General features: G+C 70.9%; 21 protein-coding genes and 1 pseudogene. 14 read left to right on the top strand and 8 right to left on the bottom strand.

The window, feature by feature from the left end; all coding sequences use genetic code 11:
- Positions 1–116: 116 nt before the first annotated feature.
- The gene (locus QHF83_RS22690) at positions 117–311 is read left to right on the top strand and encodes a hypothetical protein (protein WP_282419994.1); all 195 of its coding nucleotides are present in this window, start codon (positions 117–119) and stop codon (positions 309–311) included.
- A gap of 39 nt (positions 312–350) precedes the next feature.
- On the opposite strand, the gene QHF83_RS22685 is transcribed toward QHF83_RS22690, so the two are convergent.
- Positions 351–2921, bottom strand: coding sequence for a hypothetical protein (locus tag QHF83_RS22685; protein ID WP_282419993.1), 2571 nt, complete (start codon positions 2919–2921; stop codon positions 351–353).
- A gap of 136 nt (positions 2922–3057) precedes the next feature.
- On the opposite strand from QHF83_RS22685, the gene QHF83_RS22680 reads away from it, so the two are divergent.
- The 4 genes from QHF83_RS22680 to QHF83_RS22665 all read left to right on the top strand — a co-directional run bounded on the left by QHF83_RS22680 (position 3058) and on the right by QHF83_RS22665 (position 7180).
- On the top strand, positions 3058–3210 hold the full coding sequence (locus QHF83_RS22680; protein WP_282419992.1) for a hypothetical protein: 153 nt from the start codon (positions 3058–3060) through the stop codon (positions 3208–3210).
- Between the two features lie 189 nt (positions 3211–3399).
- Positions 3400–4506, top strand: a complete 1107-nt coding sequence (locus QHF83_RS22675; RefSeq protein WP_282419991.1) for a hypothetical protein — start codon at positions 3400–3402, stop codon at positions 4504–4506.
- A gap of 68 nt (positions 4507–4574) precedes the next feature.
- On the top strand, positions 4575–6371 hold the full coding sequence (locus QHF83_RS22670) for a long-chain fatty acid--CoA ligase (protein WP_282419990.1): 1797 nt from the start codon (positions 4575–4577) through the stop codon (positions 6369–6371).
- Positions 6372–6424: 53 nt separating this feature from the next.
- Positions 6425–7180, top strand: coding sequence for an HAD family hydrolase (locus QHF83_RS22665; RefSeq protein ID WP_282419989.1), 756 nt, complete (start codon positions 6425–6427; stop codon positions 7178–7180).
- On the opposite strand, the gene QHF83_RS22660 is transcribed toward QHF83_RS22665, so the two are convergent.
- The 3 genes from QHF83_RS22660 to QHF83_RS22650 all read right to left on the bottom strand — a co-directional run bounded on the left by QHF83_RS22660 (position 7134) and on the right by QHF83_RS22650 (position 12272).
- Positions 7134–8465, bottom strand: a complete 1332-nt coding sequence (locus QHF83_RS22660; RefSeq protein ID WP_282419988.1) for a hypothetical protein — start codon at positions 8463–8465, stop codon at positions 7134–7136. The two genes, QHF83_RS22665 and QHF83_RS22660, sit on opposite strands and share 47 nt — an antisense overlap.
- Before the next feature lie 67 nt (positions 8466–8532).
- A complete protein-coding gene (locus tag QHF83_RS22655) occupies positions 8533–10755 on the bottom strand; it encodes a hypothetical protein (RefSeq protein ID WP_282419987.1) in 2223 nt (740 codons plus the stop codon).
- Positions 10752–12272 carry a DUF1501 domain-containing protein gene (locus QHF83_RS22650; RefSeq protein WP_282419986.1) on the bottom strand — a complete coding sequence of 507 codons (1521 nt, stop codon included), beginning with the start codon at positions 12270–12272 and terminating at the stop codon, positions 10752–10754. The genes QHF83_RS22655 and QHF83_RS22650 overlap by 4 nt, the downstream gene beginning before the upstream one ends.
- Before the next feature lie 384 nt (positions 12273–12656).
- On the opposite strand from QHF83_RS22650, the gene QHF83_RS22645 reads away from it, so the two are divergent.
- The 3 genes and pseudogenes from QHF83_RS22645 to QHF83_RS53480 all read left to right on the top strand — a co-directional run.
- Positions 12657–13610 carry an AgmX/PglI C-terminal domain-containing protein gene (locus QHF83_RS22645; RefSeq protein WP_282419985.1) on the top strand — a complete coding sequence of 318 codons (954 nt, stop codon included), beginning with the start codon at positions 12657–12659 and terminating at the stop codon, positions 13608–13610.
- Between the two features lie 51 nt (positions 13611–13661).
- Positions 13662–13883, top strand: a complete 222-nt coding sequence (locus QHF83_RS53485) for a hypothetical protein (protein ID WP_348980457.1) — start codon at positions 13662–13664, stop codon at positions 13881–13883.
- Between the two features lie 12 nt (positions 13884–13895).
- Positions 13896–14231: pseudogene (locus QHF83_RS53480) on the top strand (redoxin domain-containing protein); the annotation flags it as partial.
- On the opposite strand, the gene QHF83_RS22635 reads toward QHF83_RS53480, so the two are convergent.
- Positions 14217–14984, bottom strand: coding sequence for an MYXO-CTERM sorting domain-containing protein (locus QHF83_RS22635; RefSeq protein ID WP_282419983.1), 768 nt, complete (start codon positions 14982–14984; stop codon positions 14217–14219). The pseudogene QHF83_RS53480 and the gene QHF83_RS22635 overlap by 15 nt on opposite strands.
- Positions 14985–15088: 104 nt before the next feature.
- On the opposite strand from QHF83_RS22635, the gene QHF83_RS22630 reads away from it, so the two are divergent.
- The gene (locus tag QHF83_RS22630) at positions 15089–17692 is read left to right on the top strand and encodes an AAA family ATPase (RefSeq protein ID WP_282419982.1); all 2604 of its coding nucleotides are present in this window, start codon (positions 15089–15091) and stop codon (positions 17690–17692) included.
- An 85-nt stretch (positions 17693–17777) separates the two neighbouring features.
- On the opposite strand, the gene QHF83_RS22625 is transcribed toward QHF83_RS22630, so the two are convergent.
- The 3 genes from QHF83_RS22625 to QHF83_RS22615 all read right to left on the bottom strand — a co-directional run bounded on the left by QHF83_RS22625 (position 17778) and on the right by QHF83_RS22615 (position 19924).
- Positions 17778–18617, bottom strand: coding sequence for an STAS domain-containing protein (locus tag QHF83_RS22625; protein WP_282419981.1), 840 nt, complete (start codon positions 18615–18617; stop codon positions 17778–17780).
- A 189-nt stretch (positions 18618–18806) separates the two neighbouring features.
- Positions 18807–19214 carry a hypothetical protein gene (locus tag QHF83_RS22620; RefSeq protein WP_282419980.1) on the bottom strand — a complete coding sequence of 136 codons (408 nt, stop codon included), beginning with the start codon at positions 19212–19214 and terminating at the stop codon, positions 18807–18809.
- Positions 19211–19924: a hypothetical protein gene (locus tag QHF83_RS22615; protein WP_282419979.1), complete on the bottom strand. Its 714-nt coding sequence runs from the start codon at positions 19922–19924 to the stop codon at positions 19211–19213. Before QHF83_RS22615 ends, QHF83_RS22620 begins: the two co-directional genes overlap by 4 nt.
- Positions 19925–20089: 165 nt before the next feature.
- Here QHF83_RS22615 and QHF83_RS22610 point away from each other — a divergent pair, with 165 nt between their 5' ends.
- The 5 genes from QHF83_RS22610 to QHF83_RS22590 all read left to right on the top strand — a co-directional run bounded on the left by QHF83_RS22610 (position 20090) and on the right by QHF83_RS22590 (position 24177).
- Positions 20090–20968, top strand: coding sequence for a Rieske 2Fe-2S domain-containing protein (locus QHF83_RS22610; protein ID WP_282419978.1), 879 nt, complete (start codon positions 20090–20092; stop codon positions 20966–20968).
- Between the two features lie 118 nt (positions 20969–21086).
- On the top strand, positions 21087–21290 hold the full coding sequence (locus QHF83_RS22605) for a hypothetical protein (RefSeq protein ID WP_282419977.1): 204 nt from the start codon (positions 21087–21089) through the stop codon (positions 21288–21290).
- A gap of 24 nt (positions 21291–21314) precedes the next feature.
- Positions 21315–21656 (top strand): SPW repeat protein, encoded by a 342-nt coding sequence (locus QHF83_RS22600; RefSeq protein ID WP_282419976.1) that lies wholly within the window; start codon positions 21315–21317, stop codon positions 21654–21656.
- A 63-nt stretch (positions 21657–21719) separates the two neighbouring features.
- Positions 21720–23582 carry a hypothetical protein gene (locus QHF83_RS22595; RefSeq protein WP_282419975.1) on the top strand — a complete coding sequence of 621 codons (1863 nt, stop codon included), beginning with the start codon at positions 21720–21722 and terminating at the stop codon, positions 23580–23582.
- Positions 23583–23619: 37 nt separating this feature from the next.
- Entirely contained in the window at positions 23620–24177 is a 558-nt protein-coding gene (locus QHF83_RS22590; RefSeq protein WP_282419974.1) for a hypothetical protein, read from the top strand.
- Positions 24178–24191: the final 14 nt, after the last annotated feature.

The raw sequence follows: 24191 nt of genomic DNA, 5'->3' as shown, positions 1-24191 counted from the left end.
CGCTCGATCTATCGATCTCCCACGGACAACGTACGGCCCTTGGTACCCAGCCCGACACGAGCGGGCCCAGCGATGCCCGTCCCCCATCGACGACCCGAGCGGATGACGTCTCCCCGGTGACGCGAGCGCTGTCCCTCGCGCAAGCGCTGGCCGACGCGCTCGGCGATACCCGCGGCTTCGGGGTCAATGCGGCAGCGCAGCACGAGCTCTCGCTGGCGCATTCGCTCGCCTCGCACGTCGTCGACATTCTCGAGAGCCTGCCGCCCGATTCCGTACGGTCGAGGACGCCCGCTCCCGACGCCGAGGAATGATCTTCCCACCGAGCGGCCGCGTCCGTCGGCCGCTCGTCCTCAAGACGGCGGCCCCGCCTCGATCGCCCGCCGGTACCGCTCCCGCCGCGTCCCATCCTTCAAAATCTCGTAGGCCTCGTCGAGCACCTCGATCACCAGGCGCACGTCGCTCTGGAGATCGACCGTCGCCGCCGTGAGCAAGCGCGAGGGTTCGAAGAAGCGCCGGAGCTCCAGGTAAGCCCGCCGGATTTCGTAACTCGTCGCCGCGCGCCCGATGCCGAGCAGCGCGAAGTAGTCGCCGTCCTCGACGAGCGCGACCCGCGCCCGCACCCGCATGCGGATCGCCTCCTCGTCGAGCGGATCCTCCGCGGGCCGTCGCTCGGCCGTGGCAGGCCGCGCCGGCGTGAGCGCCGTGAGGACCTCCAGACAAACGAGCGCGTAAAGCAGCGGCATCATGTCGGGCCCCGATCGGGCCGCGAGCTCGCCGACGGTCGTGCCCGGCGCCTGCCCCACGAGCGCCGCTTCGTCGGGAAGGAGCGCACACTCGGAGAGGAGCGTCATGCGCGTGCCGGCGTCGAACCGCGCCGCCGCGCCGCCGAGACGCGCGACCGCGACTTCGGGCGGAATCACGCGCCGGACGATCTCGACGAAGACCTCGGCCCCGGTGGCGCCGCCGAACACGTTGGGCTCGGCGCGCAGGCGGCCCGGCGGCTCGGCCTCGAGCTCCAGGGTGCCGGACTCGATGAGGATCGCCCGGCCGATGATCCACTCGGCATGCGCGCGGAGGACGGGCCAGAGGGCGTCCTGCTGGAGAAATCCGTGCGCGATGAGCGCCGCGCCCGCATGCCGGCCCGAGGGCGGGAGCTTGCCCGCGAGCCGATACGCGACGTCGCGCTCGAGGTCGCCGCGGGCCGAGAGAAAGGTGAGAAGCGCCTCGTCGGCGACGCCCGATCCGGCCGTGACCACGTCGCCGTCCTGCAAGACGACACGTCGCACCGCGCCGCCTTCGTGCACCGCGAGCGAGCCCGTGGCGCGGCTGGCGATGGCGCGGGCGAGGGCGCGCGGCGCGTCGCCGGGGCCGAGCACCGTGGGGTGCGGGTTGCGCGGTGCCTGCGAGGAATGCGCGGGCTGCGCGGACGGAACCGGCGCCGGCGGCGGCGGCACGGGCGGGGCGAGGCGCACCGACGGCGGCGGGGCGTCGGAACCGCGCCCGAGGATGCTGGGGGCCGTCGGCGGGGCCAGGGGGTTTGGGGACGTGGCTCCGCTCGCTGGAGCGTAACCCCCGAGCGTAGGGGGGTTTGGCGTAGCTCCGCTTGCCGGAGCGTAGCCCCCAAGTGTGGAAGCGAGGCGCGGCATGCTGCCCGGGACCGTCCATCGGGCCGGGAAGACCGTCGGCGGCGCGACGTCGATCATGGGCTCGATCACGGGCGGCGGCGGGCGCGGCGGTGTGGGCGCGGATGCGGGCCGCGGCTCGACCGAGCGGGTGGCCGTGGTCGTCTCCGTGGGCCGGACCGGCGTGCCCGCATCGTCGGCGACCACGACGCGACTCCCGCGTGCCTCCCAGGCCGTCGAGGGGGCCTCCGAGGAGATGGCTCGGACGTCCGGCGAGCGCGGCGTCGAGCCCGCGGGCGCGCTCTTCCCTGAAGGCTCGCTCGGCTGCGGCGCGGACGGCACGTCGAGCACGAGGTCGCCCACGCTCGGCGGCTCGATGGCTCCGGTCGAGGACACCGGCGGGTTCGGCGCGGTCGTGTTCCCTTCGCTCAGGGCAAACGAACCGGTCGTGATGCCGAGCGCGTTGGGCCCCGTACCCGGATCGATTCCGCCCGTGCCGAGGTCCGACTGGGAGCTGTCCGCCTCGGCGTCGAGCGGCTCTTCGAGGATGGCGAGGAACTCGTCGGCGAGGATGAGGTCGAGCTCCTCCTCGGCGGCCACGGCTTGCGGCGGCGTGGACGACGACGGCGTCTCCGCGAGCACGCGTTGCTCGGCCGCGGCGAGCAGGTTCATGAGCTCGGGCGAGAGCTGCATGGGGTGCGGGGGCAGCAGCGTCGGCGGCGATTGTCCGTCGCTCTCGTCGGGCGGAAAGATCGACACGCCCATCTCGGCGATCTCGGGCGCGCCGGGGAACGCGGACTGGAAGGCCGGCGGGAAGGAGCTGGTGCCGTCGTCGAGCAGGCCCGGGGGCACGGTCTCGCCGGAGCGGATCGCCCGGGCGCCGCGGTCGTCGACGATCGAGTCTTCGTCGAGCGGGGCCGGGTCGGCGAGCGCGGCGATCTGGGCGACGATCGCGTGGATGTCGAGCGGCCGCGCGAAGGAGCGACCGGCGGCCGAGTGCGCGCCGATCTCGGCGGCGCGGCTCTGGCTCCCCAGACAAACGAGCTCGGCGTCTTCTCCGCCGGGCAACTCGCGCAGCCGCTCGATGGCGTCACGCGCGCCTGGCTGATCGATGTCGACGAGCAGGACCCGCGGCGACTCGTCGAGCACGCGCGCTTCGAGCCGCTCGATCGGCGCGAAGGCCACGGCGAAGCCTTGCGCGCGCAGCGCCGACGCGATCGTTTGCCCTTCCGCGGAGGCATCCGCGATCAGGATCACGTCGCGACGCGGCGTGTTCGGGGCTTCCTCCATCGCGGGCACGGCGTGATCCTTCGACCCGATGCGCCAGGCTGTCAACGCGTGGCCCTGGGGTCTTCCCTTCCTACGTCCAAGGCGGCGTTCGTTCCAACATTTGGGCCGCGCCGCTCAGTGTATCCGGTGATAAGACGAAAGGCGCATGTCCGCCTTCGGCACCCCCCGAGAGCTCGCGCTGGTGGCCTTCCTGGTCGGGCTCGTGGTCATCCATTCGGTCGTCCCTCGGATCGGCGAGGCCATCGGCGGCTACTTCGAGCGCAAAGCCAAGAGGACGGGCCCGTCGAAGGAAGCCTGAGCCAAGCATCACCGCCGAACCTAGCATTCTGCATTTGCAGAACGCAGCGTCGGAGCATGGAGGCGACGAGCGGCACGAGCTCTGCCGCACGACGTGGTCTTCCCGCGCGGGAAGCAGCCTGGCGCGCGCGACGCGCCTCGCGGAAGCCGACGCGCGCGGTCTCGTGAAAAACGTGGTAGGGCTCGGCCCGTGCAGACGCGCACGCGCAACGCCCTCGTCTTCGCGGCCGCCGCGGCGGTGGTCGTCGCGGCCGTCGTCTGGGTCTGGCAAAAACGCGAGATGGCGCGCCCGCTGCCCGGGACGCTCGACGCCATCCCCGAAGGCGCGCTCCTCGTGGCCACGGCCGACCTCGGCGCCCTGCGGCGCTCGGGCGCCTTCGCGCCCCTGCTCTCCGAGACCCGCGAAATCCCCGGCCTCGGCAAGGTGCGCGACGTCTGCGGCTTCGACCCCATGGCCGGCCTCACGGAGCTCGGCGTGGCCGTGCCCGCGGCGGGCGGCGACGGCGACTTCGGCCTCGTCGCCTCGGGCGCCATCGACCCGGACGCCCTGCTCGCCTGCGCGAGCAAGGTCATCGAGGCGCGCGGCGGCCGCTCCGTGGTGAACCCGATCGGCGCGTTCCGCACGGTGCGCGACGCGCGCCAGTCGACGAGCGGCGCGGAGATCGCCGTGCGCGAGGGCGGACCCATCCTCCTCGGCGCGGGCAACTACCTGCGCTCGATGATCGACGCGGCGGAGGGCCGCGTGCCTTCCGCGCGCGCCGACGGGGATCACACGAAGCTCGCGTCGGAAGCGGGCCCGGGCGCGCTGCGCGTGACCGTGGTGCTCACGCCGGAGCAGCGGCGCACGCTGCTCGAGGAGATCGCGCTGAACGGGGCGCAGGGTTCGCCGGCGGCGTCGGTCGTGGGCCTCGGGCTCTCGGTTTCCATCGGCGAACGCGTGGGTTTGTCGGGGGTCGTGGCCTGCGACGCGCCGGCGCCGTGCGCCGAACTGGCGAACATTTTCGACGGAAAACGCGCCGCGCAGGCGGACGACACGCTCGTGCGCCTGATGGGCCTCGGGCCGATCCTCGAGCGATTGCGGATCGGCGCGGAGGGCCCGCGCATCTCGGCGCGCGTGGACATGTCGACGGACGAGGCGACCGAGCTCGTGACGCGCGTGATCGCCTTGCGCGCCGCGGCAGGGCGGCAAAGGCCCCCTGTCGAGGAAGACCGGAAGGATCCGCCCCCGCCAAACCCGAAGCCGGCGCCCTCCGAAAGCCCCGCGCCGGAGCCAGCTCCGCCGCCGAAGCCGCGCTGAATCTTACGGCAGCGTTTCCGTTTTCGGGTGGAACGAATGGCCGGCCGCTCGACTAGACTGGCGCGGCCATGTCTACGCCGAACGACACCATCGCTTCCCGGCTCTTCAAGCAAGCCGAACGCAGGCCCGACGCGCCTGCCCATCACATCAAATCGGGCGGCGTCTACCGGCCGAAGAGCTACCGGGAGCTCGCGGACGAGGTCAAACGCCTGGGCAAGGCGATGATCGCGCTCGGCCAGAAGCCGGGCTTCACCGTGTGCATCCTCGGCTTCAACCGGTCCGAGTGGGTCGCCTTCGACGTCGCGGCCATGGCCACGGGCGGCGCGCCCGCCGGCATCTACACCACCTGTTCGCCCGAGGAGGTCGCGTACATCGTCCACCACGCCGAGAGCGAGATCGTCCTCGTCGAGAACGAAGGCCAGTGGGCGAAGATCGAGAAGATGCTCGGCGAACTGCCGCGCCTCAAGCAAGTCGTCACGATGCGCGGCGCGCCGCACATCGATCACCCGCTCGTCGCCTCGTACGAGGCGTTCCTCGACAAGGGCAAGGACGTCTCCGACGCGGACTTCTTCGCGCGGCTCGCGGCGCTCGAGCCGCAGGGCCTCGCGACGTTGATTTACACCTCGGGCACGACGGGGCCGCCGAAGGGCGTGATGCTCTCGCACCAGAACCTCGCGTGGACCTCGGACACGGCGCAGAAGCTCGTGGGCGGCACGGCGCAGGACTGCGTGCTCTCGTACTTGCCGCTCTCGCACATCGCGGAGCAGGTCTTCACCATCCACGGCTGCATCACGATGGGCGGATCGGCCTACTTCGCCGAGAGCATCGACAAGGTCCCGGACAACCTCAAGGAAGTGCAGCCGACGCTCTTCTTCGGCGTCCCGCGCATCTGGGAGAAGTTCCACGCCGGCGTCCAGGGCAAACTCAAGGAAGCCAAGGGCGCGAAGAAGGCGCTCGTCGCGTGGGCGATGGACATCGCGCGCGAGGCGACGGCGGTGAAGATGCGCGGCGCGCAGCCCGAGGGCGCGCTGGGTCTCCAGTACAAGCTCGCGCAGAAGCTCGTGTTCACGAAGCTGAAGAGCGCCATCGGCCTGTCGCGCGCGCGCACGTGTGTATCCGGCGCCGCGCCCGTGTCCAAGGAGATCCTCGAGTTCTTCGCGAGCCTCGACATCATCGTCTCCGAGGTCTACGGCCAGAGCGAAGACACGGGCCCGACCACGTTCAACCGCGGGAGCAACATGAAGCTCGGCGCGGTCGGCACGAAGCTCGACGGGATCGAGGTGAAGATCGCCGAGGACGGCGAGATCCTGGTGAAGGGCCCGAACGTGTTCCTCGGCTACTACAAGGAGCCGCAAGCGACGGCCGACACGCTCGTCGACGGCTGGATGCACTCGGGTGATCTCGGTCAGTTCGACAAGGACGGCTTCCTGTCGATCACGGGCCGCAAGAAGGAGATCATCATCACGGCGGGCGGCAAGAACATCGCCCCGAAGAACATCGAGGCGGCCCTGAAGAACCACACGCCCATCGCCGAGGCCGTGGTCATCGGCGACCGGCGCAAGTACCTCACCGCGCTCGTGGTGCTCGATCCCGCCGCCGCCAGCGAGCTCGCGGGCGCGCCCGGGGCAGATCTGGCAAAGCTGCGCGACGACCCCGCGGTGGTGGCCGCGGTCCAGAAAGCGGTCGATAGTGTGAATTCCACGCTCGCTCGCGTGGAGACCGTGAAGAAATTTCACATCCTCGATCGCCCCTTCACGATCGAGGATGGTGAGCTCACGCCCACGCTGAAGCTCAAGCGCCGCGTGGTCTACGACCACTACGCCCGCGAGATCGACCGCATGTACGAGGGCGCGCAGGACGCCTGACGCTGCGACGAACCCCCCGGGCGCCTCTGCTCCGTGCTAACGGAGCGGGCGCCATGCACGCCGTCACCTTCGACTTCGGACAGACCCTCGCCGCCCTCGACGCGGACCTCACGGCCGCCCGCCTCGCCGAGCGGAGCCTATCGTTCGACCCCAAACGAATCGAGGTCGCCCTCCCCGACGCATGGCGCGTCTACGATGACGCCATCCACCGCGGCCTCGGCGGTCATCCCTGGAAGATCTTCATGCGCGCGCTGCTCGAACGCGCGGCCGCGTCACCGCTCGACGAGGAAGCGCTCGTGGGCGCCGTGGACTTCCTCTGGTCCGAGCAGCCCCGGAAAAACCTCTGGCGGCGCCCGATCCCCGGCATGCTGGAGCTCGCGGAGGACCTCTCCGACGCGGGCGTGCCCGTGGGCATCATCTCGAACTCGGAGGGCCGGCTCGCCGAGCTCGTCGCGGAGCTCGGCTGGGACGATCGGTTCCTCGTGCTCGCCGACAGCGGCCGGCTCGGCATGGACAAACCCGACCGCGCGATCTTCGCCTGGACCGCCGGGCGGCTCGGGAGGTCGCTCGATCGGATCGTGCACATCGGCGACTCGCTCGCCGCCGATGTGGAGGGCGCGCTCGGCGCGGGGATGCGCGCGGTGTGGTTCGGCGGGGATCCGAAGCGCGCGCTCGGCGAGCGGGCGCGGGTCGCGAAGGACGCGAGCGAGGTGCGGCGGGCGCTCGTCGAGTTCGGCGTCGCCGCCGCCAGCGAGCGCGTGCCTACTCGAGCTTCGCCCCGGCCTGGATCCAGGTCGCGATCGACTTGATCTCGGCGTCCGTCAGCGGCGCGCCCGAGAGCGGCATGAGGCTCGTCATGTCCGCGCGCCCTTCGCAGTGCGGATCGACCTTGCAGAGCAGATAACTCGCCGCCGGTTGTCCCGGCACCACGCGCTGCGCGCCCGTCTGCACGCTCGGCGCGTTGATCACGTTCGCAAGGAACGTCGACGCGTCGGGCGACAGATCCAGATCGCCCGCCTTGTCCGTGCTGTCGTGGCACTTCGACGTCGCGCAGCGCGAGGCCATCAGCGTGCGCACGCTCCCCCACGTGCCGGCCGTGTTCGGATCGGGCGCGTCGGGGTCGGGGGGACAATTTCCGTAGTCGATCGGCTCGAGGATCGACATGTCGCCCGGCTTCGCGTCCGGCTTCATCCCGCGGATCCAGCACCACACGGCGCGCGTCGAGAGCGCGGTCCACGTGCGCTGGAGGAGCGGCATGCGCGGGCCGAGCTCGTCCGAGAGCAGCCGCTTGTAGAGGTAGCTCCGCCCCGGATCGCCCGGCGTGACGAGCGACCACGGCATGGCCGAGGGATGCGCGTTGCCGTTGCCGTTCGCGTCGCCGACGCGCACCCGATCGAGATCGGTCACGCGTACGTCGAGGAAACCTTTCAGCGACGCGGGCGACGCGGCGAGGTTCACGATCACGCTCGTCGGCGATCCTCCTGCCGCGAACGACGCGCCGTCGAGGGGCACGCTGAGCACCTCGGCGCCGGCGTCGTCGAGCCTGCGGATGCGCGCGCCGTTCGCGTCGAGCGACGGCGGCGCGGAGGCGAGGCGCAGCTCCACGCTCGCCGGCGGGAACGGCGCGTTCTTGTCGAGGACGACCTGCAAGATCTCCCGCTCTTGCCCGCCGATCACGAGTTTGTCCCCGGGACGCTCGCACTCGTCGGGAACGAGGCTCGGCTCGGCCGCCGTGATCTGACAGGGCGCGTTCACGAGCGCGACCATGTCCTTCACGCCGCCGAGCTCGGGGTACTGCCGCGACGAATGGCACACGCCCTGGTTGAGCGAGCATGTCTGCGCGACGCCGAGCGCGTGCAGCGACGCGATGTTCGGGTAGATCGCCTCCGCCGGATCGTCGCTGCCGCCCGCGCCGCCGCCGCTGCCGCCGCTGCCGCCCGTGCCACCCGCGCCGCCGCTCCCGCCTGCGCCGCCGTTCCCGTTTCCGCCCGTGCCGCCGGTGAGGTCGACGCCCTCGTCGGCTCCGCATCCGGCTGTCATCACCAGGGCGATCGAGAGTGCCCCGATCGCCCTGGCTGCCCGCGACAAACCCATCCCGGTCGTCCTTTCAACGCTTGGGGCTGCGCTCGGACAAGCCGAGCGCAGCCCCAAACCCCTTCCGTCACTGCTTCTTCGCGGTGATCGTAGCCGGACCGCAGGTGATCGTGTACGGCGCGCCGATCTGCCCCGCGACGAACGACACGTATCCGCACGTACCCTCGTACGAGATCTCCGGCGGCGTCAGCTTCGGCACGTCGGTCGCGTCCTTGGGGACGACGCCGCCGAGCATGAACTGCGGCGCCGCGACGAGGACGCCGCAGAACGAGCGCAGCTTCGCGTCGAGGCCCGAGAGGTTCGTGTCGGCGAGGGTCGACTTCACGAGCGCCTCGATCTGCGGCTTCTCCGTCACCGGCTCGACCCACGGCTCGCCGATGAGCCGATCCTTCAGCGCGATCACCGCGTCGCCGACGGTCGCGCCCGGCGTCGCCTGCGCCCTCGACACGATCTTCGAGATGAAGTCGTTGCCGCTGAGCGCCTTGCACGCGCCGTACGTCGCCTCCCACGAGAGCCGCCCCTGGAAGTCGAGCCCGCGGAAGCCCGGCTCCGCGTCCTTCAGCGCGAACCCGATGGCGAGCTGGAAGCTCTCCTCCGAGCCGTCTTGCGGATACTCGCTGTAGCTCGGCCACTCCATGGCGCGGTGCAGGCTGCGGCGCAGCGGGCGCGACGAGACCGCGAAGACGCCGTCGGCGGGGCTGTTGCCGCGCCGGCCGACGTCCTTGTCTGCGATCGTCCACGGATCGAAGATCCGCGGCACCTCGTAGGCCGCGTTGCCGCAGCCCTCTTCCGGCGCCTTCAGGTTGAAGGCCGGGTGCGCGAGGATGTCGGTGAGCAGCTCGCGCAGCGAGAAGTGCGACGCGACGAACTTCTCCGTGAGGCCCATCAGGATGTCGCGCTGCACCTCGGTGCGCGGGAAGTAGTTCGCGATCGTCAGCCGCGTGCCCATCACCTCGGCCCACACGACGTCGACGATGTTCTGCGCGACCATGTACGCGAACGCCTCGTCCGAATCGGCGAGCTCGCCCCCGGGCAAACGCACGAGCCCGTGCGCCGCGAGCCGGTCCACGCCGCGCTTGAGCGCGCGTTCGAGGTCCCACACGCTCGCGCGGCGGCCCTTGTTCGGCGCTTCGGGCGTCGAGCGGATCGAGCCGAAGAACGTGTCGACGCCGAGCGGATCGTCCTCCGTCGGCACGCGGAAGCTGCCGCACGCGTTGCCGCTCCAGCCGTAGGGCGAAGTCCCGCCGCCGTCGGCGACGCCCCAGTAACGCAGCATCGACAGGGCGCGCATCTCGTCCGTGCCCTTCGTCTCCTGCTCCTCCTCGGGGTGCACGCCGACCGAGTTGCCGTAGAGCGCGACCTCGAAGAGCCCCGGCACGGGCCAGGCCCGGTTCAGCGCCGGATCGTCGCTGTACGTCACGGAGTACTCGCTGTTGTGGCAGGTCAGACAAACCCGATCACGATGCAGGTAGGCCCGCTCGAAGATCGTGCCGAAGTTCTGCCGCCGCGCGCGCTCCATCTCGTATTCGCCCACGTTCGCGCCCGAGTACGGCTGCGACATCATCGCGAAGAGGTTCGCGCGGTAGACGGGCGAGAGGTCGTCGAGCTCGAGCGCCGACGAGAGGAGCTGGTTCATGGTGAACCCGGGGTTCGGCGGGTTCTTCGCGTTCGCGTCGTTGTCGCGCACCCACGCGGCGAGGTTCCCGCTGTCGAACGCCGCGGCCGGCGGCGAGCCGTAGCACTGCTGCAGCGACTTCGTCTCGATGCGGTTCACGCGCAGCGTGTCCATGAAGAAGTCGCTCCACCGCTGCCGGAACGCGTCCTCGCGCATGAGCGCGCGGACCACGATCTTGCGCGCGTTGACGAGGTCCTCGCCGTAGGGCGGAAGCGCGCCGCCGAGCTCGCCGAACTTGCCGGCGGCCTCGAGGTCTGCCTTGCGGAGCGCCGTGATCGCGTCGGTGTACGCGTTCACCTCGGCCTGGCCCCACGGCTTGCGGCCGCTCACCGCGACGATCGCGCGGCGCACCCACGCTTGATCACTCGCCTGGCACTCGGTCCACACGTGCTCGGGCGTGTGCGGCGTCGAATCACCACCCTCACCGCCGCCTCCGCCTGCGCCGCCGTCGCCGCCTGCGCCGCCGTCGCCGCCGCCGCTGCCGCCAACGCCGGGCCCCGAGGGCTCGGACGGGTTCGTCCCGCCGCCGCTGCATGCGGGCGCTGCGGCCATCGCGGCCGCGCACGTGATCGCCAGGGTGAGCGTCGAGAGCCCGGAGAAACGCCTGGTCTTCATGCCACCACCCCCAGCTGCCGCTGCTGCACGAGCTTCGCGGCCTCGATCTCCGTCGTCGCGCCCGGCACGTCGGAGACGTTGAAGCTCTCCTGCGCGAAGGGCCAGATACCCAGCGAGAGCAGCGCCGCCATGCGGTTTTCCTGCGGCGTCGACGCGATCGTCGCGCGCCCGTCCTCTCCGCACGCGCCGAACACGCCCTTGCCCGAGGGCCGCACCGGCCCGCCGATGAACACCACCGGAAAGCCGTACGGCCAGTGATTCCGACCCTGGTTGCCTTGCTTGTACGGCGTGCGCCCGAACTCCGTGGTCAGCACGATCAGCGTCTTGTCGAGGTCGAGCTTCGCCGGGTTGTTCTCGCCCGGCGCGTTCACCACCGAGAGCAGCTGCCGGAGCGTGTGCGACAGGTTCCGCGCCTGCGTGAACGAGTTCTCGCCGTGCGTGTCGTACCCGCCGCCGCCGTCGGCCGAGATGAGCCCCGTGTCGACGATGCACACGTACTTCGCGGGCACCGTCGGGTGCCGGAGCAAGTGCGCCGCGAGCTTCAGGTTCATCGTCATCGCGTCGGTGTTCGAGTTGTCCCCGCAGTTCGACCCGGGGACCTTCGTGAAGAACTGCGGCTCGAGCACGCCTTGGATCGCTTGCGCGTTCGCGATCGAGCTCGACGCCGCTTCGAGCTCGCCGAGGCGTGGCGCGCGCAGCGGATTGGCCTGCCCCCTCCAGCGCAGCCGCTCGTGGTAGCGATCGATGTAGCCCTGCATCAGCGCGTCGTACTGCGCGCGGTTCTGCCCGATCGTCCCGCGGGCGAGCAGGCTCGTGAGGTCACCCGCCGCGTCGACCTTGATGGCGAGCGGGCGCGCCGCGCCGGGGTGCATTCCGATCGACACGACGCTGCGAACGTTGTCCGTCGGCAGCCCGTTCGCGCCGTTCGACATGAGCGCATACGAGTACGGCGCGCGCCCCGGCTCGGCGAACCGTTCGAGGAAGTAACGCTGCACGTGCGCGCCGAGCCCCGAGAACGCCGGATGCCCGAGCCCGCGACCGCCGAGCATCATGGGGATCGCGCCCTCGTGTGGCTCGAGGTCGTGCGCCGAGATGGAGACGCGTGTCCGTTCCATCACATCGGGCCGCTCACGCAGGGGCATCACGTAGGGCCCGAGGTGCACGGCTTGGCCCATCGAGTCGGCCGCGAAGGGCTCGGTCAGCGGGCCTTGAAACGCACACTGGTCGACGGCCGCCTGCACGTGACCGGACTGCAGGTACGCGTGCCACTGCGTCCCGCTCGCCTCTCCGAGCGAGGGCACGCAGTAAAACGACTCGTACTGGCTCACGCCGCCGTAAAGAAAGATCTCGAGGATATTTTCGGCCTGCAGTTCGAGCGGCAGCATGGCGCCCTCGGCCTCCTTGGGCACCTCTCCGAACGCACGCGCTTGCCGCATGCCCCAGAGCGATACGCCGAGGCCGCTGGCGGCCGTCGCGGCGACGAGCCCTGCGCCCTTGAGAAAATCGCGACGCTTCACGTAAGCCTCCAAGTCATCGTGCCCGGACGAACCATGCCGTCCGGCACGCGTCTACGTTCTCTCGCGCGGAAGGGGTGGTCAATCAAGTTTTCAACGTCCCGCCGGAACGTTCTGAAAACGGCATCGTTGGTGCCGCAACGTCACGCGTACGCCCCCATCCATTCCGACAGGAGCGTGAAATGCCATGCCCATTGAAGGCGCCGCGTCATGCGCAGGAAGGATAACGACGCCACGACGACAACGTGCTCGGGCGCGGCGAGAGTGTGCTCTGCAGTCGCGGGCGGCGCGGGCTCGTGGAAAATCGCGACCGACGGGAAGGGCTTGCAATGCGCATTCCTGGGGTCGCCTTGACGCACCCCGGCGTGCCTCCTAGCATCCGCGCCGATGCTCCGCGTCCTTTGGCCCTCGTCCCTCGCCCTCCTGCTCGTCGGCTGCGCCGGCGCCACGCCGCCGGCCGACGCGCCGCCGAACCCGGAGGCGAACGCCCCGCCCGCCGAGGCGCCCCCCGCGCCCGAGGCCAAGGCCGAGCCCCCGACCAAGGAAACGAACGCGATCGGAGCGCTCGACGCCCCGGAGGGCAAGCTCGAGCCGGCCGAAATCCAGAAGGTCATCCGCGGCAACTTCAAAGCGCTCCGGGCCTGTTACGAGGAGGGCCTGCAAAAGACCCCGAACCTCGAAGGTCGCATCGCGATCCGGTTCGTCATCGGCAAGGACGGCAAGGTCGGCCAGGCCGGGGAAGACTCACCTGCGACCCTCCCCGATCCCGACGTGGTGAAATGTGTCCTCGCGGCCGTCGAAAGCCTGACGTTCCCCGCGCCCGAGGGCGGCGTGGTCAAGGTCGTCTATCCGATCATGTTCGCCCCCGGCGGCGGCGACGCAATGAGCAATTGCAAGAAGACCGCCGAGGAGAAAGACGGCATTCGCACGGTCTCGATCGTCTGCGACAAGCAAACGCTCAAGGTCACGGACATGCCCGTGCGCGCCGTGGACGAGAAATTCGCCGACGCGATCCTGACCGGATTCGAGCAGCAATCGCCGAAGATGCGGAGGACGCGCGGAAAACCGACGATCGCCGACAAACCCGGATGGTCCACGCGCGTCGACGGACAAGCCTGGACCTCGACGCTCCTCGTCACCGAGGTGACGAAGGGCCGCGCGCTCGTCGTCTCCTGCCTCGACGAGACCGGCGGCACGAGCTCCGGCCGGTGCGACGCGCTGGTCGAGTTCATCGTCAAGCGCGAGGCCACCGCGGGCGCCACGCCCTCGCCGAACCCCAGCCCGTCCCCCACGCCGAAGCGACCGCTGCCCACGGGGACGGCCACCGGCGGCGGCTTCTGACGTTTTTCCAGGGCTTGCCGCCTCGGGCTTGCCCCTGTATGCTCCCGGGCCATGTCCGCGCCGATCCGCGCTTCGCGCCGCCTCTTTCTCCTCGGTGCCGCGCTCCTCGCCGTCGCTTCCGGCTGCACCCTGAAGACGCGCGGACCCGCGCTCGCGACCTCGGCCCCGGCGCCCGCATTCTCGCTCCCGTCGCACACGGGCGAGACCGTCACCCTGGCGAGCCTCACCCAGAAAGGCCCCGCGGTCGTGGTGTTTTACCGCGGCCACTGGTGACCGTACTGTCGTAGCCAGCTCGGGCAGCTGGCAAGAATGAACGATCGATTCCGGAGGCTCGGCGTGGGCCTCGCGGCGATCAGCGTCGATTCCGAGGAGGAGTCCCGCGAGCTCGCCGCGAAGCTCGACGTGCATTACCCGCTCTTGCGGGACGACGGCTTGAAGACCGCGCTCGCGTACGGCGTGGCCATGCAGGGCCAGGACATCGCGGTCCCCTCGACCTTCGTCATCTTGCCGGATGGTCGGATCTTCTTCCGGCAGATCGGCGAGAGCATGGCCGACCGGCCGAGCACCGCCGAGCTCCTCGATATCGTCGACCGCGCGCTCGTCGAATCACGGCGCCATTGAGCCGCCGCGCCTCCGCGCTCGGAACGCCGCGAAGACGCCGAGCAGGAACACGAACCCCGCGGCGCCCTCCTCGCCTTTGACGGCGCACCCGCCGCAGCCGCTCGGCGCGTGCGCGGGCGCGACCGGCGTGGTCTCGGCAGGATCGGCGGTCGCGCTCGTCGGAGGCGGCTCTGCGGGCTCGGATCGCGCCGGGGCCGACGCGACGCCGGGCGGATCGGGCCGTTTTCCATCGGCCGGGTAATCGACGGTCACGCTCTTGCCGTCGTCCATGGAGTAGACGACCTTCGCGAGCCGGGCGACGAACACGCCTGCTTCGAGCTTCTCGACCCGGACGACGTCATGAATTCCCTTCACGGGCCAGCGGTCGGGCACGAAATGCTGCGGCCGGATCGTCAGCCCCGACGAGACGAGCCCTTTTCCCTCCGCGAAGAACATTTCGAGGGCCGCCCCCTCCAGCTTGCGCAGCGAGGACGCCTCGAAATCGGACCTTTTCATCGCATAGACGACGGGCTGGACGTACTTCCCCACCATCAGCGGCAACCCGCCGAGCACGCCGAGCTCGGGCATGGGCGCGCCGAAGGACGTCGTGTACGGATGCGCCAAGAACACGTACTCGGGGAAACTCGAGGCGTTCTCCAGCTCGAACGTGTAGTCGACGCGCTTCTCCCCGGGGTCGACGAGGTCGGCCCGCGCCTCGCGCGAGACGAGGAGCCCGAGCGAAGCCAGAAAAAGAAGGGCGGTTCGTCGTGTCATCACGGATGGGTGCTCTCCGCGGCCCATCCTACACGAACGCCCCGCCCCGTCCCCGGCCGAAAACTTGTCCCACGCCGCGCGTCCGTGAGACCCCCCTCCCCATCATGACGATCCCCCGCTCGCAGGCCGAGCTCGTCACGCTGCGCAAGCTCGCCCAGGATCTGGCCGCTGCGCGCAAGGAGCGCCCGACGAGCGTTCACCTCCTCGCCGCCATCGCTTCGCGTGATGGCCAGGCCGGCGAGCTGCTCCGCGAGCGGCGCCTCGACGCGGACACGCTGCTCAAGGCCGGTCGATCCTTCGACGAGGACACGCCCGATCCCCTCGCCCGCGCCGCCGTCGCGGCCCGCGAGCTCGGCAAGCGTGCGCCGCTCGGGGAGCCGAACGCGCTGCACCTGCTCCTCGCCCTGCTCGCGGATCGCAGCTCCGCCGCGCACCGCGCCCTCGTGCAGGCCGGCGTGGATACGGGGCGGCTGCGCACGGCGGCCATGCAGCTCTCGCTCGGCGTCGTCGCGGCCCGGCGTGTGCCCCCAATGGCGGGCGGAAAAACCACGGAGGCCGAGCCCCGGCCGGCCCCGCGTACGCCGACGCGGATCGACCTCGACAAACCCGCGCCCACGCCCCCGAAGCGGCCGACGGGCACGGGCGTGACCGTCCCGCTCTTCCCGCCGCCGGGTCGGCTCGGCCAGGAGCAACGTCCGCCCACGAAGGCGCAAGCGGTGCCGCCGAGCGCGACGCCCTCGCCGCCCCCGCCGCAGGCCACCGCGACCGCGACGCCGATCCCGCTCCCCGCGACCGCGCCCGCAAAGCCGGCCGAGAAGGACCGAAAGACCAACGCGCGCAAAGACCTCGGCCCCGGGCCCACGATTCCGGAAGGGCATCCGCTCGCGCTCGATCGCGCGAAGACGCCGGCGCTCGCCGCGCTCGGGAAAAACCTCACGCTCGCGGCTTGCCTCGGGGAGATCGATCCCGTGATCGGCCGCGACGCCGAGGTCGACGCGACGCTCGATATCCTGGCCAAGAAAAACCAGAATAGCTGCCTGCTCGTGGGCCCGGCCGGCGTCGGGAAAACCTCGGTCGCGCGTGGCATCGCCGAGCGCCTCGCCCGCGAGGCCGATCGGGATCCGTCCGCGGCGCGGCTCTTCGTCGAGGTCGCGGTCTCCGAGCTCGTCGCCGGCACCGGCACGCGCGGCGCGCTCGCCGAGCGCATGAACGCCATTTTGCGCGAGATTCGCGAGGAGGGGCGCGCGATCATCCTCTTCGTCGACGAGATCCACGAGCTCTTCTCCGGCGGCCTCGACGAGGCGACGGCCGAGATCAAGCTCGCCCTCGCTCGCGGCGATCTCCGCCTCGTCGGCGCCACGACGCCCGAGGAGCACCGGCGCACCTTCGAGCCCGACCCCGCCCTCGCGCGGCGCTTCTCCGTCGTCGAAATCGAGGAGCCGGACGAGGCGTCGGCCTTCCTCCTCTGCAAACAGGTTTGTCAGGGCCTCGGCGCCCACCACGGGCTCGGGTACACGGACGAATCGATCGCGTCCGCGGTCTCGTGGTCCGTGCGATATCTGCCGGGCCGCGCCTTGCCCGACAAGGCGATCGGGATCCTCGACCTCGCCGGCGCCCGCGCCCGCAGGCGCGCCGGGGCCGGAAAGCTCCCGCCGGTCGGTCCTCCCGAGGTCGCCGAGGTCCTCGCGAGCCTCGCCGACATCCCCGAGGAGCGCTTGCTCGAGACCGACCGCGAGCGAATGCTCAATCTGGAAAAACTCCTCGCCGATCGGGTCGTCGGCCACACGGCGCCGCTCGCCCGCATTGCGAGGGTCCTTCGCCGCAATGCCGCGGGGATTCGCGCGGATCGGCCGCTCGGCACGTTCCTCCTGCTCGGCCCGACGGGCGTCGGCAAGACGGAGACCGCGAAGGCCATCGCCGAGTCGCTCTTCCATTCGGCCGACGCGATGACGCGGCTCGACCTCTCCGAGTACAGCGAGGCGCACGCGACGGCGCGGCTCATCGGCGCGCCGCCCGGGTACGTCGGGCACGAGGCCGGCGGTCAGCTCACGGAGGCCGTGCGCCGCCGCGCCTACCAGGTGATCCTGCTCGACGAGATCGAAAAAGCGCACCGCGACGTGCTCGAAGCCTTCCTCCAGGTCTTCGACGAGGGCCGCATGACCGACGGCCGCGGCCGGCGAGTCGATTTCACGAACACGGTCATCGTGCTGACCTCGAACCTCGGCGCGGCCGAGGCCGGGGCGTTGAAGAGCGAACGTTCGGTCGGTTTTTCCCGCGGCGCGACGCAGGTTTCGCCGGACAAGCTCGAATCCACGATGCTCGCCGCCGCGCGCGGGGCGCTGCCGCCGGAGCTCTACAACCGCATCGACGAGGTGCTCGTCTTCGGCCCGCTCGGCAAGGCCGAGGTGAAGGAGGTCGCGCGGAGGCTGCTCGCGGGGCTCGGCCGCGGGCTCGAGGAGAAGGGCATCCGGCTCGACGTGGAGCCGACCGTGCTCGACGTGCTCATCGCCGAGGGCGGCTTCGACGAGGGACTCGGCGCGCGCCCCATGAAGCGCGCGATCATGCGCCACGTCGAGGCGCCGATCGCCGAGATGATCCTGCGCGGCGAGCTGCCCTCGGGATCGGTCGCGCTCCTCTCGGTCGATCGAGGGCAGATCGTCGTCGACGCGGTCGACGAGGCCGCCGGCGAGCTCGCGACGGGCGCTTGAAAAGCACGAAAGCCCTTCTCCCACGAGGGAGAAGGGCTTTCATGAGAAGTTCTTTCGACTTCGAACGAATCGCCGCGCCGCGCGGCTACACCCCGATGTCCTCGGACACGGGCAGCGACGCCGGCACCGTCGACGGGCTCGGCGAAGTCTCCGGCCGCGGCGGCCGCTGGCGGCGCTCGCCGCGGCTCATCGCGCGGTCTTGACCTTCGTCCTTCGAGGCCTGCGCCTTCTTGTCCTTGTCGCCTTCGCCGGGCTTCTTGCGCAGGCTGATGCGGTCGGCCTCGCGCATGTTGAGGCAGGCGCGCAGGCCGTCCTTCAGCGTGCGCAGCGTCATGAGCCCGCCGAGGTGCACGCCGATCTCCACGAGCGTGCGCGCCACGTCGGGCCGCACGCCGGTGAGCACGCACTTCGCGCCGAGCAGCTTCGCCGCGTGCGTCAGCCGCACGAGGTGCGCGGCCGTCATCGTGTCGACCACGTCGACGCCCGTCAGATCGATGATCACGTACTCCGCGCCGCGATCCGCGATCCGCTGCAGGAGCTTCTCGGTCATCTCGGCGGCGCGCGCGCTGTCGATCGCGCCGACGAGCGGCAGCGTGAGCACGTCGTCCCACACGTCGATGATGGGCACGCTGAGCTCGCGGATCGCGATGCGCTGCCGCTCCACCGTGGCGAGTTGCTCCTCGAGATCGCGCCGCGACGCCTCGAGATCACTCATCGCCTTGTCGTGCTCTTCGCGGGTCTGCTTGAGCTCCCTGAGCAGCACGAGCAGGCTCTCTTCGAGCGCCCCGAAGCGGTCCTCGGTCAGCGCGCCGGAGAGCCCGATGGCCTCGTCGAAGGCCCCGACGGAAGCGAGCGAAAGCGCCTCCAGGACGCGTTCGATCCGCTTCCCCTCCACCACTACCGACTCGTCGGTTGTGTCCGTCATCCCCGATGGTCTCCGATGCGTCCCTCCTACATACGGGAAGATGCCCATGTGCATCAAGTTCCACCTGATGCCCGCGGCGCGGGAAATTGTGCTCTCCGAGAATCCGCAGGGATCCGCATCCACAGAGGGCGGAAATCCGGCTGAAAACGGGGGGTAACGGCCGAAGCCGTGGCACCCCCGGGCGGGCCTTCAGGGAAGCGAGAGCACCTTGACGTCGATCGTCGCATTGGCATCGGTCGACGTGAGGGTGACCGTGGCGTCGCCCGGCTTGCCCCCGACGAAGATGAAGACGGAGCGCGGCTCGTCGGCGGGATACCGCTGGTAGGGGTCGCCCGGCGCGAGCAGATCCACGAAGCCGGGCATGACGCGCACGATGTCCGGATCACTCGAGCTCGCGGTCGCGTTCTCGCAAGGGCTGCCCTGGTAGGTGCACTCGATCGCGAGCGCGATGCCTTCCGAGAGACGCACGTCCTTCTCGGTGCTGTCGAGCTCGGCGACGGCCGTGGGGGGCGCGACGGTGAGCGCGACGAGGTTGGGTTCGCAGCCCGCGGCGAGCGCGGCGGCCGCGAGGAGCAGGAGGGCGGCGCGAGGGCTCACGGCTTCACCTCCAGCACGGTCAGCGCGACCGCGACCTCGATGTCGAGCGCCTTGACGGTGACGGTCGTCTCGCCCGGGGCCGTGGCGACGATGCGCCGGCTGCCGGCCACGCCCTCGTCGAGCATCAGGACCACTTGCGGATCGGCTTCGAACGCCGCGTCGAGCTCGCCGAGCAGCCGCTGCGGGCCGCGATGCGGCGCCGCGACGAGGGTGAGCTCGTCGCCGACGAGCATCTCCATCGCAGCGGGCAAGGGCGAAGTCTGGAGGCCTCCGGTGGTCACGCGGTGGAGCCGCAGCGCGTCCGCTTCCGCGACCCAGACGTGAAGAAAATCCACGACGAGATCGCTGTTCGACGCTTGGGGCTTCGGATCGCCTTCGGCGTCCTGCGCCCCAACCCCCGCCGTGGTGATGAGCATCGACGCGAGCCCGGGCGCCTGGGCGTGGATGCGGGCGTCGTCGATCGTGAAGATGGCCGGGTTTGCCGAGACGAACGAGAGCGGCGGCGTGGCGGCGCCCTCGGAGGTCACGGAGACCTGGATCGGCAAGGCGGCGCCCTTGGCGATGGGGGCGTCGATGCCTGCGACGGCGCAGACGAGCTCGCTCGGGGGGCAAGCCGCGGTCGTGTCGGTCTGGCCGAGCGCGCCGGACGAGCCCTGGGCGCATCCGGTCGCGAGCGCGAGGAAAGGAAGCAAAAATCGGGTGAATGGCATGGCCCGTCGACGATAGCAACGGCCATGCCCCTCACGGAATCACGAAATCGCTCGAGACCGGCGGCCCGGAAGGCAGGGCACGAGCGTCATGGCCGGCGCGGCGATTGCACAGCGAGGTGTGTTCGGGGGAGAGGCCCCCGCACCGAAGCACGAAAGGGGAACGGGATGGCGACGTCGCTCCTTACGACAGTCGAGAATCGCTCGAGCGTCGACACGCTCGCCGAGGCCGTGCACCGGCCGGTCCAGGCGGTCCTGCAAAAGCGCCCGGAGCTCCGGACCACGCTCGACGGGACGTGGCTCGGGCACCCGCTCCACGCGGCGCTCACCGATTTCCCGGTCGGCGCGTGGGCGACGGGGGTCGTCCTGGACATCGCGGGGCTCGGGCGGCGGAAGAAAGGGCTCGACGACGCAGCCTTCACCGCGCACGCCTTCGGTCTGGCGGCCGCGGGCGTGGCGGCCCTGGCCGGGCTCGCGGACTGGAGTTATCTCGACGGCAAGCCGCGGCGCGTGGGCTTCGTGCACGCGGCGCTGAACACGGTCGCGGCCAGCCTCTTCGGCGTCTCGCTGCTCCTGCGCAAGAACGGACGGCGCGGGGCGGGCATCGCCGCGTCGACGGCGGGCTTCGGCATCGTGATCGGCAGCGCGTGGCTCGGCGGGGTCATGTCGTACCATTACGGGATCGGCGTGAGCCACCGGGCCTTCGAGCAAGGCGGGCCCTCGGGCTTCGTGCCGGTGCTGCGCAATGACGAGCTCGTCGAAGGGCAGCTCCGCCGCGTCGTGGCCGAGGGCGCGCCGATCCTGCTCGCCCGCGCGAACGGCCGCGTCCACGCGATCGGCGATACCTGCACGCACCTCGGCTGCTCGCTCAGCGCGGGCCGGCTCGACGGCGAGCGCGTCGTGTGCGCCTGCCACGGCTCGCAGTTCCGGCTGCGCGACGGCCGGGTGATGGTCGGCCCCGCGACCGACTCGGAGCCCCATTACGAGACGCGCGTCCGCGACGGCCAAATCGAGGTCCGAAAATCGGGCCTCAATGGTGCTTCGTAAAACATATCCACCCCATTCCCCCAGCCGCAGCCGGGTTCGTCCGCCGCGGCTGGGCTTTCGTTTGCATCGGATCGTCGGGGACGCCGCCTCGCGGCACGAATCGCCCACGGAGCAAGGAATGATCCGTACCGAAAGCGTGGCCGATCACCATCGAAAGGCCGCCGAGCATTTCGAGAACGCAGCCGTGCACCATCGGATGGCCGCGGAGCAGCACGAGCAGGGGAACGAGGCCGAGGCCATCCGGCACGCGATCGAGGCTCGGCGGTATCACGAGCAGGGAATGCGGCACGAGCAGGAGGCCGAGAAGCGGCACGCCGCGTGAAACCTATCGCCCGAGGAGAAAACCATGACATGGCCCCGATGGATCAATGTCGTACTGGGTATCTGGCTGCTCATCGCCCCGGCGGTGCTCGGATACGTCGACGCATACGCGGTGAACAATGACCGCCTGCTCGGCATCCTGATCGCGGCCTCGGCGATCGTCGCCCTCTGGGCGCCGAAGGCGCGCTTCGTGAACGTCGTGCTCGGCATGTGGCTGATCATCGCGCCGTTCGTCCTCGGGTACTTCGGCGGAAGGGCCGTGGTGAACGACATCGTGGTCGGCATCGCCGTCGCGGTCTTCGCCTTCCTCCCGAGCCGCCCCGTCACGCGCACCACCACGAACGCGAGACCGGGCAACTTGAGCTGACGCGTCGCGCCGGGCGACGCCCAGAACTTGGCCCGTGACCTCGCCCCGTGGGAGGTCACGGCCATGTCCATTCGTGTCGCCCGGCCTTGCCTCGTAGGCGCAGGCCTCGTCCTCGGCCTCGTCACGCCCTCGGCGCCCGCCCTGGCCTGGGTCGACGTGCACGTCGCGGGCGACGACGTGCGGGTCGACGTGAACAAGGACGGCTCGGCCCGCGTCGAGCACAAGATCACCCTGCGCGTCTCCGGCGGGCCGCTCAAATCGATCGACCTGAAAGGCGTCGACGCCGACGCCGTCCCCGAGCCCGACGGCTACGTCGTCCCGGGCCGCGACGCCGCCACGAACTCGCTCGCCTCGGCCGCGCCCATCACCACGGAGATGCTTCCGCCGCCGAGCCGCCCGCGCGACGACGGCCAGCCGAACCCCTCGGCCATGCGCATCCGCTTCGACGCGGACAAGGGTTTGTCGCGGGGCGTCTTCGTGGTGTTCGTCCGGTACCGCACCGAGCTCTTCCGCCGCGGCCTCGTCCAGCGCGACGGCTCCATGGCCCGCCTCCGCTGGACCGGGCTCGTGTGGGAAGACGGCTTCGACTCCGCGCGCGCCACGTTCGTCCTGCCCGCCGGCCCGACCGAGCCGCGCCCCGACGAGGCCGGCGTCGCCGCCGATCCCGCGGGCGAATCCGCCGCGCCGCCCTCGGTCCTCTCCACCGTCCGCCGCGCCACGGGCCGCGACGAGCTCGAGCTCTTGCGGCCGTACGCGCCGAAAGCCGAGCCCATCACCTGGCTCGTCCGGCTCGACGCCCGCGCCCTCGACGTCACCGCGCCGAAAGCCGAGCCGATCACCGCCGTGTCCCCGGGCCCCGCGGCGCTCGCCCCGGATCGCCGCACCTTCGTGCTGCTCGGCGGGGGCCTCGCGTTTGTCCTGTATGCCCTGCTCGTCGCCTGGAAGACCCGCGAGGTCGAACGCGCCGCGCGCGCGGCCGGCGCCGAGCCTCGACCCTTGATCCCGGCCCCGCTCTTCGTGCGTGCCACGGGCGCGGGCCTCGCGCTCGTCGGGGGCCTCGCCTTGCAGCTCACCTTGCCCACGGGCACGGCGGGCGCGCTCCTCGTCGCGCTCGCCTCGGCGTTCGCCGCGTTCCGGGCCCCGCGCTGGATTCGCGCCTCCTCGCTTCGTGGCCCGGGCACGTGGCTCCCCGTCTCCGAGGACGAGGCCTTCGCCCGCGCCGCGCGCCCGTCCGCCCGCGAGGGCCTGCTCGACGTCTCCACCCGCGCCGGAAAAGCCCTCTTCGCGCTCGGCCTGCTCCTTCTCGGCGCGGCGGTGTATTTCGTCTCCGGCACCTCGATGTACCACGCCGAGCTCCTCGCTTACGACGCCGTGGCCCTGCTCGCGCTCTTCTGCACGGGCCGGCGCGCGGAGTTGCCGCCCGACCCGGTCACCTCGGCCGCGCCGCTCCTGCGCGACGTCGCCAAGCGCGTCCGCAAGGCGACGAAAAAGGCTGGCGAGGAGGTCCGCATCGTCCCGCGCATCCGGGTGCCCGAGGGCAGCGCGAAGGCCGACGAGCTGCGGCTCGCCGTGGTCCCGCGCTCGCCGCTCCCGGGCTTCTCCGGGCTCGAGGTGGGCGTGGTGCTCACGCCGGCCGCGGGCTCGACGTTGCGCTCGCCCGAGGTCCTGCTCCGCGTGACGACGGGGACGGCGTGCGAGGAGGCCGTGGAGGCGATCGCGCAGCAAGGCCGATCGCAGCGCGGAAAGCGCCCGACGGAGCGCGTGATCACCCTCGTCCCGCGCTTGCCGACGGCGTGGATGACGGCCGACCTCGTCACGCGCCTCGTGGGGCTTTTGCGCGAAGGTCGCAAGGCGGCGGAGGAGCGCTCGGGCATTCGGCGGTCTGCCCAGGTCGTCGCGGTCTCCGAGGACGGTCGCGCGGCTTGACGCCGGGCAGGTTTTCCCGCTTGCTTCGAGGGCGCCCGTGACCGCCCCTTCCGAAAAACCCCCTCGCCTGCTCGCCCGGATCGCCGCCGCCGCGTTGCTCCTCGGGCTCCTCGGGTTCCTGGTAACCGCGCAGAGCGGCTCGAACACACCAGCACCACCCGCCGGTTCGCCGGAAGCCGACGTACCCGCGCCGGCCGAGGCGTTCGGCCCGCAACCCGCGCCGCCCGATCCGGCGCTCGTCGCATTGCTGGACGGGCTATCCGTGGGGGCCGAGCTGAATGGGTGGAAGGTGGTGAACTTCTACCCGACGAACGAATCCGTCGTCTGGATGGAGCTGCAAAAAGGCGAGGTCTTCTTCTCGGTGGGAATCGGCCCGAAAGGAACGGGCAAACCGCCGCCGCCGATCCAGACGGAGACGTACGAGGTGGGGTATGGGATGCCGAGGCCACGCAATGCGGGGATTCCCACGCAGGAGATGATGGCGGCGGCGGAGCAGGTGGCGGCGAGGATCCGGAAGCGGGAGAAAGAGGTTCCGCGGCCCGAGGGGGTTTGGGGGCGTAGCTCGGCTGGTCCGAGCGAAGCCCCCAAACGTTGAATGCGGCTTTGAAA

It is taken from the genome of Polyangium sp. 15x6, from assembly GCF_029960785.1.
Taxonomy (GTDB): domain Bacteria; phylum Myxococcota_A; class Polyangia; order Polyangiales; family Polyangiaceae; genus Polyangium.
The sequence above is the reverse complement of the archived record's forward strand: the minus strand, read 5'-3'. Positions and strand labels throughout refer to the sequence as shown.

Coding starts and splice junctions, on each gene's coding strand:
- QHF83_RS22680 (WP_282419992.1), top strand. CDS start 3,058: ATGTCCGCCTTCGGCACCCCCCGAGAGCTCGCGCTGGTGGCCTTCCTG.
- QHF83_RS22660 (WP_282419988.1), bottom strand. CDS start 8,465: ATGGGTTTGTCGCGGGCAGCCAGGGCGATCGGGGCACTCTCGATCGCC.
- QHF83_RS22665 (WP_282419989.1), top strand. CDS start 6,425: ATGCACGCCGTCACCTTCGACTTCGGACAGACCCTCGCCGCCCTCGAC.
- QHF83_RS22655 (WP_282419987.1), bottom strand. CDS start 10,755: ATGAAGACCAGGCGTTTCTCCGGGCTCTCGACGCTCACCCTGGCGATC.
- QHF83_RS22645 (WP_282419985.1), top strand. CDS start 12,657: ATGCTCCGCGTCCTTTGGCCCTCGTCCCTCGCCCTCCTGCTCGTCGGC.
- QHF83_RS22625 (WP_282419981.1), bottom strand. CDS start 18,617: ATGACGGACACAACCGACGAGTCGGTAGTGGTGGAGGGGAAGCGGATC.
- QHF83_RS22630 (WP_282419982.1), top strand. CDS start 15,089: ATGACGATCCCCCGCTCGCAGGCCGAGCTCGTCACGCTGCGCAAGCTC.
- QHF83_RS53485 (WP_348980457.1), top strand. CDS start 13,662: ATGTCCGCGCCGATCCGCGCTTCGCGCCGCCTCTTTCTCCTCGGTGCC.
- QHF83_RS22595 (WP_282419975.1), top strand. CDS start 21,720: ATGTCCATTCGTGTCGCCCGGCCTTGCCTCGTAGGCGCAGGCCTCGTC.
- QHF83_RS22615 (WP_282419979.1), bottom strand. CDS start 19,924: ATGCCATTCACCCGATTTTTGCTTCCTTTCCTCGCGCTCGCGACCGGA.
- QHF83_RS22600 (WP_282419976.1), top strand. CDS start 21,315: ATGACATGGCCCCGATGGATCAATGTCGTACTGGGTATCTGGCTGCTC.
- QHF83_RS22605 (WP_282419977.1), top strand. CDS start 21,087: ATGATCCGTACCGAAAGCGTGGCCGATCACCATCGAAAGGCCGCCGAG.
- QHF83_RS22610 (WP_282419978.1), top strand. CDS start 20,090: ATGGCGACGTCGCTCCTTACGACAGTCGAGAATCGCTCGAGCGTCGAC.
- QHF83_RS22635 (WP_282419983.1), bottom strand. CDS start 14,984: ATGACACGACGAACCGCCCTTCTTTTTCTGGCTTCGCTCGGGCTCCTC.
- QHF83_RS22670 (WP_282419990.1), top strand. CDS start 4,575: ATGTCTACGCCGAACGACACCATCGCTTCCCGGCTCTTCAAGCAAGCC.